The sequence below is a fragment of the Chitinophaga niastensis genome (assembly GCF_003014755.1).
GTDB lineage: Bacteria > Bacteroidota > Bacteroidia > Chitinophagales > Chitinophagaceae > Chitinophaga > Chitinophaga niastensis.
This window is the reverse complement of the sequence record NZ_PYAW01000003.1, coordinates 662,132-680,675: the sequence shown is the minus strand read 5'-3', so window position 1 is coordinate 680,675 and position 18,544 is coordinate 662,132. Positions and strand designations below refer to the sequence as shown.

Sequence of the window (18,544 nt, the reverse complement as noted above, 5' to 3'; positions counted from 1 at the left end):
CCTGTAATTCAGGGATTAGGGATAATTTTGTCCCTATTAAAGTGCGCAGCTATGTATGAGAAAAAGATGCCTAAAAGTTTTGCATGCGGGATGGCTATTATTATGGAAATTATTGGCGGCAAATGGAAATCTTACCTGGTGTATTTGATCAATAAAGGCGTGAGAAGACCGAGTGAATTGCAGCGTGCAGTGCCTTCTGCCAGCAGACGGGTACTCGATCTTCAGCTCCGGGAATTGGAATTTCATGGCATCATCAAACGGGTAATATATCACGAACTCCCGCCGAAAGTGGAGTACTTTCTTACAGAGTTCGGTGAATCTTTATTACCTGTTGTAGCCGCGATGGACAAATGGGGCAATGAATACCAAAGCGTTTTTGAACAATTAATGGAAAAAAAGCAAGACTAAGCTACCTCCAATCCTTTTTGCTCAAAATAACTGTAAATAGCCGAGCGTATTTCGGAGGAAGTAAGGTCATTTTGAGAGATGTCCCTACTCCAGAAATACACTTTCATTTCCAGCGATTTTGCATTAATGGTACTCATTACGATTTCTGGTTCCTTGCGTGCCAGTACATTGGGATTAGCCCGTATAATCTCTTTAATATCTGATGGGATATCAGCTGTATGTTCCGTTCTGTCGATGGTAAATGTAAGCATTGCCCGCACATGATTATTACTGAGGGTCCAGTTAACAATATTATGTGAAAGTATATCGCCATTGGGAATGATGACTTCTGCACCATTATCGGTGAGCAGGGTACTGGACCTGATACTGATTTCCTTCACCTTTCCTTTTTTGTCGCCTATTTCAACGGTATCGCCTATACGTAAAGGGCGGTCAAAAATCAGGATAATGCCGGACACAAAATTGTTCACAATACTTTGCAGACCAAGGCCCACACCTACACCCAAAGCGCCAAGGAGTACAGTGATCTTATCCAGTGGAAGGCCCGATGCGGCTACTGCCATCAAAAAGCCGGCTATTAATAAAATGAGCCGGGTAATCAGCAACTTTGATCTTTGGCCTTTGTCGTCAATAGCGGCATCATCACCTGTATCGCCAAAAAAGTAAGCAATAAATCGTTGTAAAAAATTGGCGGCCCAAATAATCCCTAAAAATAAAACGATGCCACTGAAAGTAAAAGTGGTGTTTCCTACATGGCGTGCGGCTGTGAAAGTGTTTGCCATCCAATCGTTGAGCGTGTCATAGAGATTGAGATTGGTGGTAAATACGATCAACCATAAAACAATAGCCAGTATAGTGGCGACCCTGAAAATGGACCTGGTAATAGTTTTGGATTCGAAATATTCCGGGTAATGCTTGCGGATACGACTGCTTTGTATCTGCAACAGGAATGCTTCTACAATTGTTTGCACAAACACCGCGAGGCTGACAGATTGGGCTAATGCATAAAAGGCAGTCAGGCTCAGGATGTCTGACAGTGTTGTTCTGCCAAACAGGTTGCACAGCATTGCCAGCAAGCTTAGGAACACAAATAATGCGACAGAAAATATGACGAATTTTAGTGCCTTTAGCTCTGTATTTTTCAGAGATATGAACAGAAAGTACAGTCCATAAACAATGGACGCCAGGTTCAGGGAAAAAGAAATCCAGCGCTGAAGTGTCAACATCGTATCAATCGTCCTGAACATAGAAGACAGCAGGAACAGGCAGATAAACACGCACCACTGCATAAATACCTTGCGTGAAAAACATTTCCAGAAAATGATCATCAGCAAAAGCATGGACAGGGACTGTGTAAACTCAATATAAACAGCGGGGGCATGCAGGTCGAACAGCGGCGCAAGATTTAATAAAAAGAGCAATGAAACAGCGATAGGAAGGCGGCTGATATAACGGAAGCCAAAACTATTGATAGCGTCTATTTTGTTCAATCGTTTAAGGCTTCTGAAATTATACCATATCCAGTAGAAGAATAGCAGGCAGGTTAATAACAACCAGTGCCGGTTGCTGCTGGTATTGGTAAAATAATAGCGGGTAAGTCTTCGTTCATCGCGCGATGAATTTTTATAAGTACTGGTATCCAGGTTACTGGCAGAGGATTCCCATAAATAAGTCTGTTCTTTCTTAAAAGCGTTGATGCCAAGGGCTTTCAGCCCTGCATCTGTCCTGTAAAGCAATTCAGCAACAATGATGGCATTGGCGGAAGCATGTGCTTTCAGGTCATTGACCTCAGCCGTATTTTTTCTCAACAGGCTGTCGGCCAGTTTCCATTTGGTACGCAGTTGCTGTAACTGGGGGATGAAAGTGGTGCGCAACGAGGTATCCCTGGAGATGCGTCCGATAAGCGTGTCTTGCCTTAATACCAGGATCTGTGTTTTGATCTGTTTCAGGGTGTCGCTGTAATCAGCGAGGTTGTCTGTATAGCTTGAGATATTATTATCCAATTCATCCAGCAGCGTATTATACATCTGCAGGTTCCGGATGGTGAGTGCTTTATCGCTTACGGAAAGTCTTGCTTTTAAAATGGCCAGTGTAGAATCGGATTGTGCCAGGTGGTCGCGAATAGCCGTGAGCTCCAGGAAGGAAGCGGTGATCACCGGTACTTTGTTAAGGGTTTGGAAAATATTTTCAAAACCTTCCAGGTAATCGCTCCTGCCGGGGCCTGTACTATCTGCAAAAAAGGAGGTCTCGGCATGTTTCCTGGCCGGTCTTACGGTATCCTGTGCGGAAACCATACTGCTTATCAAAAAAAGCATAATAAACAACCCGTACTTTTTCATGGACTTTACTTTAGTCAGAAAAACACTTTTATCCACTTTTTGCATTTTAAATTAACTGGCTTTCAAAAATAAATTCGGACATGCCCCACGGATGGGGCGGGCAAAATGGCTATATAGACTATCAAAATGCCATAGGGTTTAGTCATTGGCCGCTAAATATCAGTAAAATACTTAATTACATTCATTTTCCCCAATATGGTGCAGAGGGGAATGTTTTGGAAGGGATATAAATGTTTTTCCGCTGCTCCTTGTACTATCTCCGATTGATGCATTTTTTTGTGTCTATAGATTATTATTGGCGGAAAAATTATACTGGCAAACAACAGGTAGCAAATAAAAATAAAACCCCGCTTCACCCTTTTTAGTGATTTGATCGCCTTACTTATTTACGGGTAATTACCAGCCGGCTGGTAATATTTACAAAAACGTAATTATTGTGATATGACAACTGCTAAATATTGGCTCTTCCTGCTCTTTCTTGCGATCAGCTTATCTTCTTTTATTAATAAAGAGAGAGAAGATGTAGAAATGATCCGTAAAAATGTGATACGCCTGGTGATAAATCGTATTAAAAAAGAGCATTATGCACCAAAAGCAATAGACGATGACTTTTCCAGGGCTATCTGGAAAAAATACCTGCTCGTACTCGATGGTAATAAAAATCTCTTTTTAAAAACGGATATCGAAAATTTACGCAAATACGAAACAACTATTGATGATGAATTGCAAGCGCCTTCGCTTGAATTTTTCAATACAATTTTCGCACTCTCCATGCAACGATTGAACGAGGTGACTGTTTTGTATAAAAATATATTATCGAAGCCATTAGATTTTAGCGGCCATGAAACAGTAGCTGCAAGCCGTGGCAATGCTGATTTTCCTGCAAATGAAGCAGAACGGAAAGAAGTATGGCGCAAAAGCATTATGCATTCTGTATTACAGAAAATGATCGAAATACAAACTGCTGATAATAAAAAAAGTGATGCCGTTGCAGAAAAAGAGGCAAGGGAAAAAATAGAAATATGGATGGACGGCATGTTCAAAAACCTGTTAGCTAACAATGCTGCCGACGAAAGATTTAGTGCGTATGTTAATACGGTTACATTTGAAATGGACCCGCACACTTCTTATTTTGCGCCCGCAGATGCAAGAACGCGGGATGCTATGATGGCACATCGTTATTATGGATTGGGTTTGGAATTAATATCCAAAGAGGGTGATATTATCATCAAAAGGGTATTGCCTGGCGGAACGGCAGATATAAGTGGTTTACTGCATGCTAATGATAATTTGCTGCAATTAAGCGATGGTAGCGGCAAAATGGTAAGTGTGAGCGGGATGAGTATTGTAGATGTATCTAAAATGATCAGGGGGGAAAAAGAAACTACTTTAAAATTACTGGTGAGAAAAGCTACCGGTGTAGAAAAAGAAGTAACTGTTGCACGTGGTGAAGTGATTGAAGATGAAAATGCGGCTAAAAGCGCGGTTATTGATGAGGAAAATAAGAAAATAGGTTATATCTCTTTAAAAGAGTTTTATAGAGATTTTAAGAGAATAGATGGGGCGCAATGTGCTGCTGACGTTGCAAGAGAAGTATTGAAATTAAAGGCGGAAGATGTGAGCGGCATTATCCTGGATCTCAGAGGCAACCCCGGTGGTTCCCTGGATGAGGTAGTGAAAATGATCGGTTTTTTTATTAAATCCGGCCCCGCAGTATTAGCAAAGAGCAGCGAAAAAACAGAACGTTATGATATTGAGAACGGAGACCAGACCTTATATGACGGCCCGCTGACAGTTATGGTTGATGAAGGAAGTGCCTCAGCCTCCGAAATATTTGCTGCTGCTATACAGGATTATAAACGTGGAATTATTGTTGGTAGTCCTTCATATGGCAAAGGTACCATGCAAATGGCGATACCAATGGGTAAATTAGGCGATAAATCAAAAGGTATTCCCGATATCAGTTATGGCACTTTAACACTTACCATTAAAAAGTTCTACCGGGTTAATGGTACTACTACACAGCTGAAAGGAGTAACCCCGGATGTGATTTTTCCCGGTAAAATGGAATATCTTAAAATCAAAGAAATAGATAATGGTACCGCGCTTTCCTGCGATACCATTGAAAGTGCCTATTTTATTAACTCACCTGCAGCCAAAACTTTACCGGCCATTATTGCTGCAGAGAAGGGGAAGGTAAGCCATGACAGGACGTTTGATCATATCCAGCAAGATGTTAAATGGCTGAAGGAGAACGAAGACCAACCGCTTAGTTTGAATGTAAAAACATTTAAAAAACAGTTATATGAAGTGCAGTCGCGCAACAATAGTTTAGATGCTGCTTTAAAACTGCCGGCAGACAAACAGCTTAAAATGCATGGTACTGCCCGGGAAAACCAGGCCCCAGATAAGATTACCCGGTACCAGGAATGGATCAAAATACTTTCGGCAGACGTTTACCTTGCGCAAACAGCAGCTATAATAAATGACATGATGAATAAATAAGAAAGGGTATAGATAAAGGCAAAAAGGATTGTTATGGTGGCTGTTCAACGTATGAAATTGACTTACGGTATCTGCCATCTTAGCAATCCTTTGAACTATTATATTGAAACTGCGTGCATTAATTCAAATTTTATTCTATTTTGTGCTGCAAAATTATGGAGGCGCAAAAGGGCTATGTATCAACCAAATTCAAGTGAGCCGTCTTCATTTGAAGAACTATTCCGGCTTCACTATACTTTTTTATGTGCTACCGCGTACTATGTAGTAGAAGACGAAGATACCGCTGAAGACATAGTGCAGGACTTTTTTCTTTATTGCTGGAATAAGCGGTCTACGATTCAAATCACGCAAAATTTCAAGAGCTATGCCACCCGTGCCATAAGGAATGCTTCTTTGAGCTACTTGAAAATATCAAATAAAATTATTTTTGAGGAACCTTCTTTAATAGAAAGCACAGCAGCTCAGTTACCCAACGAAGATTATGAACAGGAAGAAACGCGAAATGCTGCCCTATGGGCGGCTATTGGGCGTTTACCAATCCAGCGGCAGCGGATATTTTTATTGAGTAACCGCGACGGGTTAAAGTATAAAGATATTGCCACCCAATTGAATATTTCTGTAAATACAGTTAAAACACAAATCAAATTAGCTTATCAATACCTGAGAAAAGAATGTGAATGGATGATAAAATTTATTTCGATAATATTTTTTTTATCAAAATAGATACCTGCCTTCACCCTTTTTTTAAACATTGTCGCCTATAATGTAGATTATATGAATAAACCAGGTAATGAAATAGATTGGGACAAGTTATTAACACCTTTGGAGGGAAAAGACCTCTCCGACGGAACCGCCGGGCCTTTGAATAAAGACGAGGAAGCGATGTTGCTGGCTGCTAAGGAGATGAGTGTGCGTTTGAAAGAAGGTGGAGTAGAGGGGAAATTTTCTGCTGATAAGGGCTGGCAGCGCTTTGACACTGCGCGTAGTGACCGGCAGGGAGCGACGGTGGTTAAAGTTACCTGGTGGAAATCATTCTATAAAATATCTGCTGCTGCGGCAGCTGCTGTAATCGTTATTACAGCGGGTGTATGGATGTCGAAACAGCATCGGAAGGCAATAAAGCAACCAGTGGTACTAATGGCGAAAGCTGATTTAAAGCCTTCAAACCATGTACAGTTATTACTTTCAAATGGTAAAAAGGTAACGCCAACTGACGAATCTCAGTTGTTACGGGATAGTTTAGGTATACAAATCCAGGTAACCAGTATTAGTATTGTTTACGAGGCTAACAATGGCCAGGCGGGCATATCAGCTATGGATACGCTGGTGGTACCAAAAGGAAACCAAATTAAGGTGACGCTGGCAGATGGTACCGGCATATGGGTAAATGCAGCATCTAAATTAATTTATCCGGCTGCATTTAATAACGATACCCGTGAAGTATCCGTAGAAGGAGAAGCCTTTTTTGATGTGGCAGCCAATCCGCAAAAACCATTTATTGTTCATACCAACAATATGCAGGTAAAGGTTTTAGGCACAAGTTTTAATGTAAATACCTATAATACTGTTATACAAACCACTTTAACCAGTGGAAAAGTGATTGCTACCGCTGCTACTGAAACGGTTATGTTATCGCCCGGTGAACAGGCCAATTACAGCAACAATAGTGGATCTTTAAATAAACGGCAGGTAGATACCAGGGCATTTACAGCCTGGAAAGATGGTTACCTTTATTTTGACGATGCCACATTAGCAGACATTGCAAATAGCCTTGGCCGCGGATTTGACTATGATTTTCAATTCGAAAATACAGCACTTGAAAAATTAACTTTTACGTTGGATATGCGTAAACCTGCTACGTTGCAGGAAGTACTCAACCAAATCAGCAGAACTATTGGCAATATAAAATTTAGGGTACAGGGGAGAACTGTATATGTAAGTAATCAATAAAATTAAAAGGATCAGGAGAACAACATTCGTAATTAGTATGTAGAAAATAGAGATAGCGTAGTCCTCACGCATCATATCTCACCAATTGTATTTAGCCGGTTATCATGTGCCGGTTGCCGCTTTAACTTTAATATCGAACCAAAATGAAAAGATCGTTGGGCTTGCCTTCCGTCAAGAGGGTCATGCAGGGCTATGCCATGCGCTTACTGTTATTGTCACTTTTACTTGTATCAAATATAGTGGTGGCGCAGGAGCCATCTGTATTGGACAAAAAGGTTTCTTACCAGGCAAGTAAATTGCCATTGACAACTGTATTAAAAGAAATTCGTTCACTTACCAATGTTCGTTTTACGTATAATACTGATCTGATTCGCCGCCAGCCTGCGGTCACTGTAAGTTTAAAGCAGGGCACTTTAGAAGAGCTGTTGAAATTGATATTAGCCAATACCAAACTACAGTTTAGTGTTGATATGGGAGGAATCGTTATTTATCCGGATAAGCCCCAACCCAATACCAGTGACGATTTGTCGATTGTTGTAACCGGACAGGTGAGGTCTGCTAATGATGAGCCATTGGAGGGAGCTACAGTACAAGCGCTTAGTTCAAAAGAAGGCACTGTTACATTGGCAGATGGTATGTTTTCATTAGTAGTAAAAGAAAAGGAGCAATTGCGGGTTTCTTTGGTAGGGATGAAAACGGTTTATGTAACAGCTAAGAAAGTGACCTTACTGAGTATCAAAATGGATACGGCGGCCCAGGTTATCCAGGAAGTGGTGGTAAACGGCTATCAGAAAATTGATGCACGCATGTCTACTGCTGCAGTGTTTAAACTCACTGCAGCAGAGATCCTGCAGCCGGGAGCATCTTCAGTAGACAAAATGTTACAGGGCAAAGTACCCGGACTGATGATCATCAATAATTCCGGTGGTGTTAATGCCAAGCCTACCATCCGTATGCGGGGTACTTCTACGTTTGTGGGTAATGCGTCTCCTTTATGGGTAATAGATGGAGTGGTACGCCCGGATCCTGTTGATCTTTCCTCCACGCTGTTAAACAATGTTGTGAGCGATGCACAGAATGGTAACTACGCACTTATTGGCAATGCTGTCAGTGGGCTTAATCCTTATGATGTAGAAAGTATCACCTTTCTGAAAGATGCTGCTGCAACTGCTATCTATGGTGTACGTGCAGCAAATGGGGTTATTATGGTAACTACCAAAAAAGGGAAGGCTGGCCCTATGCAGGTATCTTATAATACTGATCTTTCTTTTGAGGCACGGCCCTCTTATAATAATTTAAACCTGATGAATTCGAAAGAACGCGTAGCGCTTTCGAGGCAATTAGCAGAGGATGGAACTATTTACAGAAATGATAATGGTTTTACAGAAAGGGTTTCTTACGAAGGATTATTGCAAAGTTTACATGCAAGAGAAATAACGGAAGATCAGTTCAAAACAGGTGTAAGTAAGCTGGAAACCCGTAACCAGGACTGGTTCAAACTCCTTTTCAGAAATGCCATGAGTATGACCCATGCCATTAGTTTGAGCGGTGGTGCTGGCAAAACAACTTATTATGCCTCGTTAAGTTATGCCGACAGAAAAGGCGCAGCCAAACTGGATGGCCTTAAAAGATATACTGCCGATATAAGTATACATTCTGAATTAGGAAAAAAATTAAGTGTAGATGTACAGTTAATGGGAAATTATAATAAATCACAGGGATACTATTCTACTGTTAACCCATTAAGTTATGCTCTGCAAACAGCCCGTATTATTGATAAGGACGACTTTTACCCGGTAAAAGCTTCTGGCATCAATATTATCAAACCACTGCCTGCACCATTAACATTTAATATGTTAAATGAGCTCGCACAAACAGAAAATTCTGCCAGTACAAGATCTGCTATGGCTAATATTTCATTAACCTATAAAATAGCGAGTGGATGGATTTTTCATAATACCACCAATGCCATCACGGATGCTTCTGATGCCATGACAGCCGCCTATGAGCAGAGCTATTTTATTGGCATACAACGCGGCTGGAATTATGGTGTGGTACCTACAGATAAAATGAAAAATATTTCCCAGATGGCTAATGGCGGCCTGGCTACACTCATCAATCAAAATGCGGTGACTGTCAGCACCCGTAATATGGTAGAATATAATACTTCCTTTTTCAAAGAACGCGATCTGTTTAATTTTACAGCAGGTAATGAAATATCTTCCGCACAAAGTAAAGGTGTCAGCTCTACCGAACCCGGTTATTACCCGGATCGCGGACAAAGCTTCTACGCAAACGATTTAAGCAGACATTACTACAGTCAGCACAATATTACCAATACCACTACCAATACAGTATCGTATTTTTCTACCGCTGCCTATAGTTTGAATAACAAATATGTATTAAGTGCTACCATCAGAACAGATGGTTCTAACAGGTTTGGACAATTTTCAAACTCAAAATTTTTACCCAACTATGGTCTATCTGCCAAATGGAATGCCGGCAATGAAACCTGGCTGCAAAACAGCCGCCAGGTAAGTGGTTTACAATTCAGGGCCTCCTATGGTACACAAGGGAATGTTGTAAATGCGGTAGGACCTAATCTGATTGCCTCCTATACCGGCGCGGATGCCATTAATCAGGTTACCGGCGAGCCATCACTCACTATTAAAAGTTTACCCTATCCCGATTTACGCTGGGAAAAAACTTACCAATGGAATATAGGTACAGATATTTCCTTTTTTGAAAGAAGAGTAAATCTGAGCGTAGATTATTATGCTAAAAAAAGTGTTGACTTAATTACGAATAGAATCATTCCATTTGAGTATGGCATGAATGACATGTATAAAAACGCCGGTACCGTTTTAAACCGGGGTTGGGAATTAGCATTAACTATTGAAGCCATCCGTAGAAAAAATACGAATCTTTCCTTCACCTTCCAGAACAGTAAAAATTACAACCAGGTGGCGGCAGATGAATATAGTAATGCTTATCCTTCTTATTTTACCGGAGGCGCTTTAACACCCGGTAAACCTATAAGTGGTTTTTATTCCTACGCTTATAATGGTCTTAATCACAACACAGGTATACCAACTTTTAAAAACCTTGACAATCAAAAAAGTGCATTAGATCCTACCCGGTTCCTTGTTTATTCAGGACAAACACAACCCTTGCTACATGGTAGTTTCGCCTCCAGTTTCAGGTACAAAAGTTTATCCGTTACGGCTAATTTCTATTACAGCGTGGGTGCCAGCAGGCGCTTAAATAGCCTGATTGTAAAAAATGATTACAATGGCGTGCCAAATCCGTTGGCCAATGTAAGCAAGGATCTGATAGATCGCTGGCGTAAACCTGGCGATGAAACAACCACCAATATCCCTGTCGTGAAAGAGCTTAGCCCGATTACTGATAAAATATGGATTCCCTATGGTCTAGAAAATCAAGTCACCGGTCTTGGCGTTAGTCCATATGTTGCCTATAACCAGTCTGATTTCAGGGTAGTAAACAGCAGTTTTGTAAGATGTAATTATCTGAATTTTAGTTATTTAATTCCTCCCGTGCTATGTAAAAGAGCAGGTGTAAGATCCATGACTGCAGGCTTATCTGTCAATAACCTGTTTACCATCACCAGCAAAAAATTAAAAGGTCAGGATCCGGAAATTGATGGTGTTGGTACTACTGCCCTCCCTATTACCAGACAATATGCCATGAGTTTACGTGTAGATTTTTAAAGGTGGAAACTAAAAAAGTAATTATGAAAAAAACAGTAATAATCACCCTGCTTTCTTTGAGCATGTTTTCATGTAAAAAATTTTTAGCAGAACGTTCTCAAACAGATGTAATACCGGAAACAACCAAAGATTTTGGTCAATTATTATTTACAGCCGGATATCCCAGTGTTACTTTAATGCAGCCGTATATTACCCTGATGGATGATGATATACAATGTTACAACGGGCAGCCGCTGAGTGGTCAGCAGTCGGATGTAACTTCCAATGCGGGCGCCTTTCAGTGGCAACCTGATTTTATTGATGTGTGCAAAAGTGCCGGGAGCCCTGATGGACAGAATTTTAATTCATGGAAAAACTACTATCAGCTGATATTAGGCACTAACGTAGCATTACAATATTTAGATAACTCAAAAGGTTCAACAACCGAAAAAGAAATTTATAAAGGAGAAGCCTATACGTTAAGAGCATTTTATCATTTTATGCTTGTTAATTTATATGCAAAACCATATAACGATGTCAGCTCCACACCGGATAAAAGCCCTGGCATCCCAATAAGATTATCTGCCGATCTATCTGAAAAAATGCTTTCCAGGAACACCGTAAAAGAAGTCTACGATCAGATTACAAAGGATTTAGACAGTGCTATGTATTTTTTGGATAAAACCAAACCTGATCAGCTATCATATCGCATTTCACATATAGCGGCGCATTTTTTAGCCAGCAGGGTGTACCTGTATATGGAACAATGGGATAAAGCCATTGCGCAGGCGGATTATGTGTTAATGTATCACCCGCAATTAATGAACCTTAATAACTGGGGAGGATATGGAGATCCTGTAGAGAAGCCTATTATAGGACCCAAAAATGTTGAAACCATCTGGCATTATGGTACTACGCTGGAAACTTCCCCTACTGGTACCGGCACTGCTTACGATGTTTCTCATGATCTTGCCAACTGTTTCGAAGAAAGTGATCTTCGCAATATTATCTTTTTTTCCATAATACCAGATTTTGCAAAACCATTTAATGCCTGTGATTACGGTCAGATGAAATTTAACATCGACCTTTTTCAAGGCAAGCCTGCACTTGGATGCAGCTGGCGCAGTGCAGAAGTATATTTGAATCGTGCAGAAGCATATATTCAAAAGTACAGATTAAAAGGCGATGCCAGTGCGGCACAGGAAGCTTTAAAGAGCCTTAACCAGCTCCGTGCCAACCGGATCGATAAAAGTAGTTTTACCCCCTGGACAATTCAGCCGGCAGATTCCCTGCTAACCATGTGTCGTACTGAACGCAGACGCGAACTGTTTGCAGAAGGCGGACACCGTTGGTTTGATCTCCGGAGATATGGCATGCCTGCTATTAAACACGTTTTTGCAGGAACAATGAATACATCATCTGTGTATGAGCTTCCTGCCCGCGATCCGCAATATGTATTACCTATTCCCAATGAAGTACTGTTACGTAATCCAACTATCATACAAAACCCGCAACGGGGTGGTCAGAGATTGCCTAATTAAATCATTATTTCATCATTCATAAATCATACTATATGCATCATTTTTTGTTGCGTACTATTAAAATAATTTGTTTGCCGGTAATGGTGTGGAGTTTGGCCGCCTGTAATAAAGAAGCCAAACTTACTCCTACTAAGGTGCCCGATTTTTATACCCTGCCACAAGGCAATCAGCCTTATGATGATTCTATTGTAGCGTTTCATAAAAAATATGGCACCTATATCCTGTACAAATTTACAAATATAGATTTCGCATACGATTACAATAACTATATCACCTATACTGCCACTATTGGTAACCCTGCTTACGTAGGGCAAACATTAGACTATTTCAGAACACAGTGCCTGGATTATTATCCGGAGAGTTTCTTACGTAAAACATTACCGCTTAAAATTATATTGGCTGCCCACATAGATAGCCTCTACTCCTTGGGTGATGTAATGTTGGCACATCCGTCGGTTACAGGATTTGCAGCAAGTAGCAGTATGATGGCCATAGGATGGACCGATAGCACCCTGACGAAAAAAACACCCGCAGAACTGGCACAGATGAAAGGGTGGTTACATAGCTGTTATGCCCAACAGGCTATCAAAAGCGGTAGTATCAGTATCCCCCCTGTTTTTATAAAACTGGCTCCTAATGATTATGCTTTTCTACCTGCCGGGGGTAAATATGCAGCTGGATTGATAGATGACTATAACAATGGGGGAACCCTGCTAATAGATTTTCTAAGCTACATTACTGCTATTACAAGCCATACCAGGGCTGAATTAGATGCTACTATCCTAAACCCGGCTGTGGATATAAACGGGCTTATTCAAGGCAAGTACGATGCTATTATTAATTATTACCAATCTCAGTTTGGTGTGGATCTACAGGCAATTGGGAATCATTCTTAAAAATTATTAAACGTAATATCATGCTATACTCTCGTAGTCTGTCCGTATTAGTAATGGCGTTTGCATTTACCAGCGGTATTACAAATGTTGGTTATGCTCAATCAGCCGGTCAAACTTTTACTGCTGGTGCGTCAGATGCATCGTCCGATCCGGGTGAATTGCCTTTTGGTTCGCAGGCACCGGATTTTACCTTTACCACCGTAAAAGGTAAAACCATCAGCCTGGCAAACCTTAAAGGGAAAGTGGTCATCATCAATATCTGGAGCACACTCGATAAAGAGAGCATGCAGCAACAGGTGGTGGTGAATAAAGAAGCGGAAGCCATCAAAGATGATGCAAGTATTGTTTTCATCTCCATTGCACGTAACAAATTGGAGGAATGGAAACAATTCATGAACAAACAAAACAAAAACAATATTCAGCATATTGTAATATCAAACAATACAAAAGATGCAGCTGCAATCGCATTTTTGAAAGATTACAAAGTAACAGCTATTCCACGCACCGTTATCATTGGCAGAAAAGGTGATATTCTTTGCTCATCTATACCAGCCCCTTTTGATACAACATTTCCTGACTTTGTAAAAATGTGGAGACTGCAACAGGAACGGATAGATGTAGCAAGCCATAAACCTTACTGGGATTATAAAGTAAGCATCGGAGATAAACTGCCGGCTGATCTGCAATTGGTGGTCCCCAATGGTAAAACCTATACCATGAAGGATCTCAGGGGTAAGGTAGTATTACTGGAATTTACAGCTACCTGGTGCGGTGTTTGCCGCAAACTGATGCCACATCTGGAAAATGATATCTGGAAAAAATATCAGCCGGAAGGGTTACTGGCTTTCGGTATCGATTTCAAAGAACCGAAAGAAACTGTGTTGGAATTCGCAAAAGATATGAATATCACTTATCCGTTAGTGCTCGATACTGATGGGAAAATATTTCAGCATTTTGTGAAAGAAAACGGTGGTCTTACAAAAGTAATGATCATTGGTCGTGACGGAAAAATTGCTTTTTTAAGCCAGCAACTGGATGATGCAGAACTGACAATAATGAAAAATAAGTTAGCTGAATTATTACATACCTAAAAAAACAGCTCCGGTCCTTCACCCTATCAGTCATTTATGTCGCCTATAGTTTAACAAATAATGGTATCATGAGAAATAGATTTTTATTATTAATGATGGCTTTCAGCACTCATTTATTTGCGAATACCACGCCCAACACAGTCACGTCTCTGCAAGTTAAGGTAGTGGCCAGATCCGGCTTTGCGGGCAACATGACTTTTAATTATTTAAAAGGCAGCCAGTTTATGACATATGAGCGGGAAATCTTCTTTCTGAAAAAAGATAATCCTGCAGAGGTCTATTCCCGGCAATTACCTGCGTGCACACAAATCATTTATTTAAACAGCATTCCCACCTTAGTAAATGCAGGAGATAAAGTACAATTATTTTTATCTCCTAAAATAAGTGATCCGAATATTGTCAATTATCAATTCCGTGCTGACTGGAGTGGAAAAAATGCAGCAAGGCAAGCGATCCCTTATATCATTGATAGCTTGTATAATATAGACTATAATAAAGTTACGTTTGCGGAATTGAACGATCAGCTCAAAACCCGTTCACAACAGGTACAGGAAGCAATTGTTAAAGCAAAGGTGACAGATTCCGCCAATCTCGCACTTATAAAAGTGTATGAACAATCAAGACAATTATTACTAAAGTGTAATTACACCGACGCTCATAAAGAAATTACACAATCAAAAGATTTTAACGACTGGTATTTCAAAGATTTTGATATAACCAGTAGTGCTTATTCCCAAATTGGCGACAACAGCATCTCCCAACAGACCGTAAATGTATGGTGGTACGGTAAAAAAGCACAGGACTCCACCCTGGAAGATCAGTTTAAAGTGATAGAGATCCTCCAGCTATCCAAAAGCGAATTATTAAAACAGGAAGTGGCATTAGGATGGTTCTACGTGGAAGCAAGGTATAAATACCTTAGCCCAAAGCTCAAAAGGATTTACCCTGCTATTAAAGCATTATTGAAACCATGTCCAGGTATGCAGGCGATCGACTCTATATACCATTCCTATCAGCAACTGGAAAAAGGAAAGCCTGCTTTTAATTTTGCTTTAAAAAATGACAAAGGAGATATCGTTCGTTTGTCTGATTTCAAAGGAAAAATGGTCATCATTGATATATGGGCTACGTGGTGCTCCGGTTGTGTAAAATCATTACCTGTCTATAATAAAATAGTGGCATCCTATAAAGATAAAAAAGATATTGTTTTTCTAACCATTGCCTGGGATGACCCGATGGCAGAGGATTTCTGGAAAAAATTCTCTAAAGATCATCAGATAGATGGCGTTAATAATTTACTGCTTCCATCTGACGAAACCGATGAACAATGCATCCAGTTCCGCAAAAAATATTGTTTAACAGGTGTAACCCGTTGTATGGCCATTGATGAAAATGGTAACTTCCTGGATGGTGGCCTGGGATCTCCGTTTGACGTAGATTTTGAACAAAAAATATCTAATTTTTATAAGTCAAGAAATTAAAATGATGATCCCTCCTGGTAATAAATTCACTTCCATGCATCGTAAATTTGTGTCGCTGTTAGCAGGAGGCATTTTAATATCCGCTTTAAATGGTATTGCACAATCAAAACAGGATTCCATTTATAATGCGATGGAAGCCTTTGCCCCGATGGTGTACCCACAGGGAAATGCCACCAGGACTGCCAGCGGCAAGCCTGGTGCAGCATATTGGCAAAACAGGGCAGATTATAATGTAGCGGTAGTATTGGATACACTTACCCGGAATATACAGGGAAAGGTTACGATCACATATACCAATAACAGCCCCGGACCGTTGCCGTATGTTTGGTTATCAGTGGGGCAAAATCGTTTCAGAAAAGATTCGCGTACTGCTATACTTACACCGCCTAAAGGCAGTCGTTTTGGTGTACAGGAATTTACGGATGGATGCCGGATACATTCTCTGCAGACAAGCATCAAAGACCAACCATTAAAAAATACAAGCTACCAGGTTACAGATACCTATGTAAAAGTACAATTGCCAACACCATTGGCACCAGGTAGTAAGGCAGTTATTGCCATCGAATATGATTTTACATTACCACGTAATGGATCAGATTTTATGGGGATACTGCCTACTCCACATGGTACTGTTTTTCAATTTGGGTCTATGTTTCCGCGTATGTCCGTATTTGATAATGTACAGGGATGGAATGTGTTTGCCTCGGGCTATTATGTGGAACCCGGTGAGCTGAACATCAACTTTACCGCACCGGCTGATTTAATTGTACAGGGTACCGGCCAGTTAATGAATCCAAAAGAGGTGCTGCCTGCGGATTTGTTACAGCGCTATGAAAAAGCATGGAAAAGTGATACTGTTATAAACATAAGATCGGCAAAAGACATCAACAATACATCATTGCATCCTAAAGGGAAAGATCTTACCTGGCATTTTCACTCAGCAAATGCCGGAGATGGTTTGTGGGCTGCATCTGCCGCCTTCCTGTGGGATGCCGTAAAAGTAAATTTGCCGGATGGCCGTACTGCACTGGCTATGGCCTTGTATCCACCCGAAAGCAATCCTGATTGGAAAACTACCACTATCAGTATGAAACATATATTGGAAACGTATTCCAATTTATGGACACCATATCCTTATAATACTTCGGTAAACATCGCCGGTTCAATAACGGGTGTTGCAGGTCCCGGAGTGTCGCTGCTACATTATTCAGCCACTAGTTTTGGCAATACGGTATGGACAAAAACCAATCATGAACTGGGACATACCTGGTTTAATATGATGGTAGCTGTCGATAGCAAAAATGGCTGGATGTGTGAAGGTTTAAATACATTCATCAACCTCATTAATTGCGATACGCTGCATGGAGAACCGTCATTTATGATGAGTGATGCGATAGGATGGTTATCTGGGAAAAAAACAATGCCACCGGTGCATACGCCTGCTGCTACTGTACCACCGGCCAGCATGGCCATGCTCATGTATATAAAACCTGCGGTGGCACTATGCCTTTTGCGTAATAACGTAATTGGTAAAGAAAGATTTGATGATGCTTTTAAGATGTTTATAAAAGACTGGTCATTTAAACATCCTACCCCCAACGATTTTTTTAGTGCAATGGAAAACGGTACCGGTGAGGATCTTAGCTGGTTCTGGCGCAGTTGGTTTTTAAATGACTGGAAGTTGGATCAGGCTATTAAAGAAGTAATATATGTTGATAATGATCCATCGCATGGGATAGACATTACCATCGAAAATAAAAACAAAATGGTGATGCCCGTTACCATCGAAATACGGGAGTTCAACGGGCAATTGCATACCCTGCAGCTACCTGCACAGGTTTGGCAGTTAGGGGATACGCATACTTTTCATTACCCATCCACTACACCTGTTACCGCTGTTATAATAGATCCTAAAAAAAGCATACCGGATATTGACCGTACAAACAATGCCTGGAAGGGGACCGGGGCAAAACTGCCGGCAGTAAAGAGTATAACTGCCCGCACTATAATCGATCGTTACCTTACTGCAATTGGAGGAAAAGAACGCATCACACAAGTGAAACAGGGATCTTTAACGTATGCATCATTTGATAGCGGAGAATATTTATTTACAAAAAAGTATAAATACCCGCAGCAAAATAATGTTACTGTCACGTTAAACAATATAAACCTTACCCTGAAAAGCATTGTAACAACTGACACGAGTGTTGCCTATACCCAACTGAGTACACCAACGGCTTTAACCACACAGCAAAAGGATCAGCTACGCACTGCTACTGAATTATTTCCCGAATTACTTTTTTTTGATGATAACCATCATACCGTCCTGGCAGATTCATTACTGCATATAGATGGTATGTATGCTTATGTTATAACAGTGACCACACTTATCGGCGAAAAGTGGAATTATTATTATGATGCGCATACAGGTTATAAAATACAGGAAGAACGGAAAGGAAATCCGGAAGATAGCCTGTTGTACAGTAAACTGGAATTTGCCGGATACCGCCAGCAGCAGGGAATAACGCTGCCATATACTATGGTCATCAGCAATTTTAATGAAGAAGATGAGGTGCTCAGTTTAAACAAAATTGACTTTTTAGCTGGAAAATAAATAAGTAAC

The 18,544-nt window shown here is 40.6% G+C and carries 11 protein-coding genes; 10 read left to right on the top strand and 1 reads right to left on the bottom strand.

From position 1 onward, the window contains the following. Window positions 1-51 precede the first annotated feature (51 nt). Window positions 52-408, top strand: coding sequence for a winged helix-turn-helix transcriptional regulator (locus CLV51_RS17395; RefSeq protein ID WP_106529327.1), 357 nt, complete (start codon window positions 52-54; stop codon window positions 406-408). Here the strand turns inward: CLV51_RS17395 and CLV51_RS17390 are convergent. Further along, window positions 405-2,747: a mechanosensitive ion channel family protein gene (locus CLV51_RS17390; protein ID WP_158267052.1), complete on the bottom strand. Its 2,343-nt coding sequence runs from the start codon at window positions 2,745-2,747 to the stop codon at window positions 405-407. The genes CLV51_RS17395 and CLV51_RS17390 overlap by 4 nt on opposite strands. Window positions 2,748-3,188: 441 nt before the next feature. On the opposite strand from CLV51_RS17390, the gene CLV51_RS17385 reads away from it, so the two are divergent. The 9 genes from CLV51_RS17385 (at window position 3,189) to CLV51_RS17345 (ending at window position 18,535) form a co-directional block, all read left to right on the top strand. Beyond that, entirely contained in the window at window positions 3,189-5,252 is a 2,064-nt protein-coding gene (locus tag CLV51_RS17385) for a carboxy terminal-processing peptidase (RefSeq protein WP_106529325.1), read from the top strand. A 33-nt stretch (window positions 5,253-5,285) separates the two neighbouring features. Next, window positions 5,286-5,975: an RNA polymerase sigma-70 factor gene (locus tag CLV51_RS17380; RefSeq protein WP_106529324.1), complete on the top strand. Its 690-nt coding sequence runs from the start codon at window positions 5,286-5,288 to the stop codon at window positions 5,973-5,975. 51 nt (window positions 5,976-6,026) lie between these two features. Then, entirely contained in the window at window positions 6,027-7,202 is a 1,176-nt protein-coding gene (locus tag CLV51_RS17375; RefSeq protein WP_106529323.1) for a FecR family protein, read from the top strand. Between the two features lie 143 nt (window positions 7,203-7,345). Then, a complete protein-coding gene (locus CLV51_RS17370; RefSeq protein WP_106529322.1) occupies window positions 7,346-10,933 on the top strand; it encodes a SusC/RagA family TonB-linked outer membrane protein in 3,588 nt (1,195 codons plus the stop codon). Between the two features lie 23 nt (window positions 10,934-10,956). Continuing rightward, window positions 10,957-12,453: a RagB/SusD family nutrient uptake outer membrane protein gene (locus CLV51_RS17365; protein WP_106529321.1), complete on the top strand. Its 1,497-nt coding sequence runs from the start codon at window positions 10,957-10,959 to the stop codon at window positions 12,451-12,453. Between the two features lie 32 nt (window positions 12,454-12,485). Next, window positions 12,486-13,349, top strand: a complete 864-nt coding sequence (locus tag CLV51_RS17360; protein WP_106529320.1) for a hypothetical protein — start codon at window positions 12,486-12,488, stop codon at window positions 13,347-13,349. A 20-nt stretch (window positions 13,350-13,369) separates the two neighbouring features. After that, window positions 13,370-14,440 carry a TlpA disulfide reductase family protein gene (locus tag CLV51_RS17355; protein WP_106529319.1) on the top strand — a complete coding sequence of 357 codons (1,071 nt, stop codon included), beginning with the start codon at window positions 13,370-13,372 and terminating at the stop codon, window positions 14,438-14,440. Window positions 14,441-14,508: 68 nt separating this feature from the next. Then, entirely contained in the window at window positions 14,509-15,921 is a 1,413-nt protein-coding gene (locus CLV51_RS17350; protein WP_106529318.1) for a TlpA family protein disulfide reductase, read from the top strand. A 34-nt stretch (window positions 15,922-15,955) separates the two neighbouring features. Then, window positions 15,956-18,535: a M1 family aminopeptidase gene (locus CLV51_RS17345; protein ID WP_146151306.1), complete on the top strand. Its 2,580-nt coding sequence runs from the start codon at window positions 15,956-15,958 to the stop codon at window positions 18,533-18,535. Window positions 18,536-18,544: the final 9 nt, after the last annotated feature.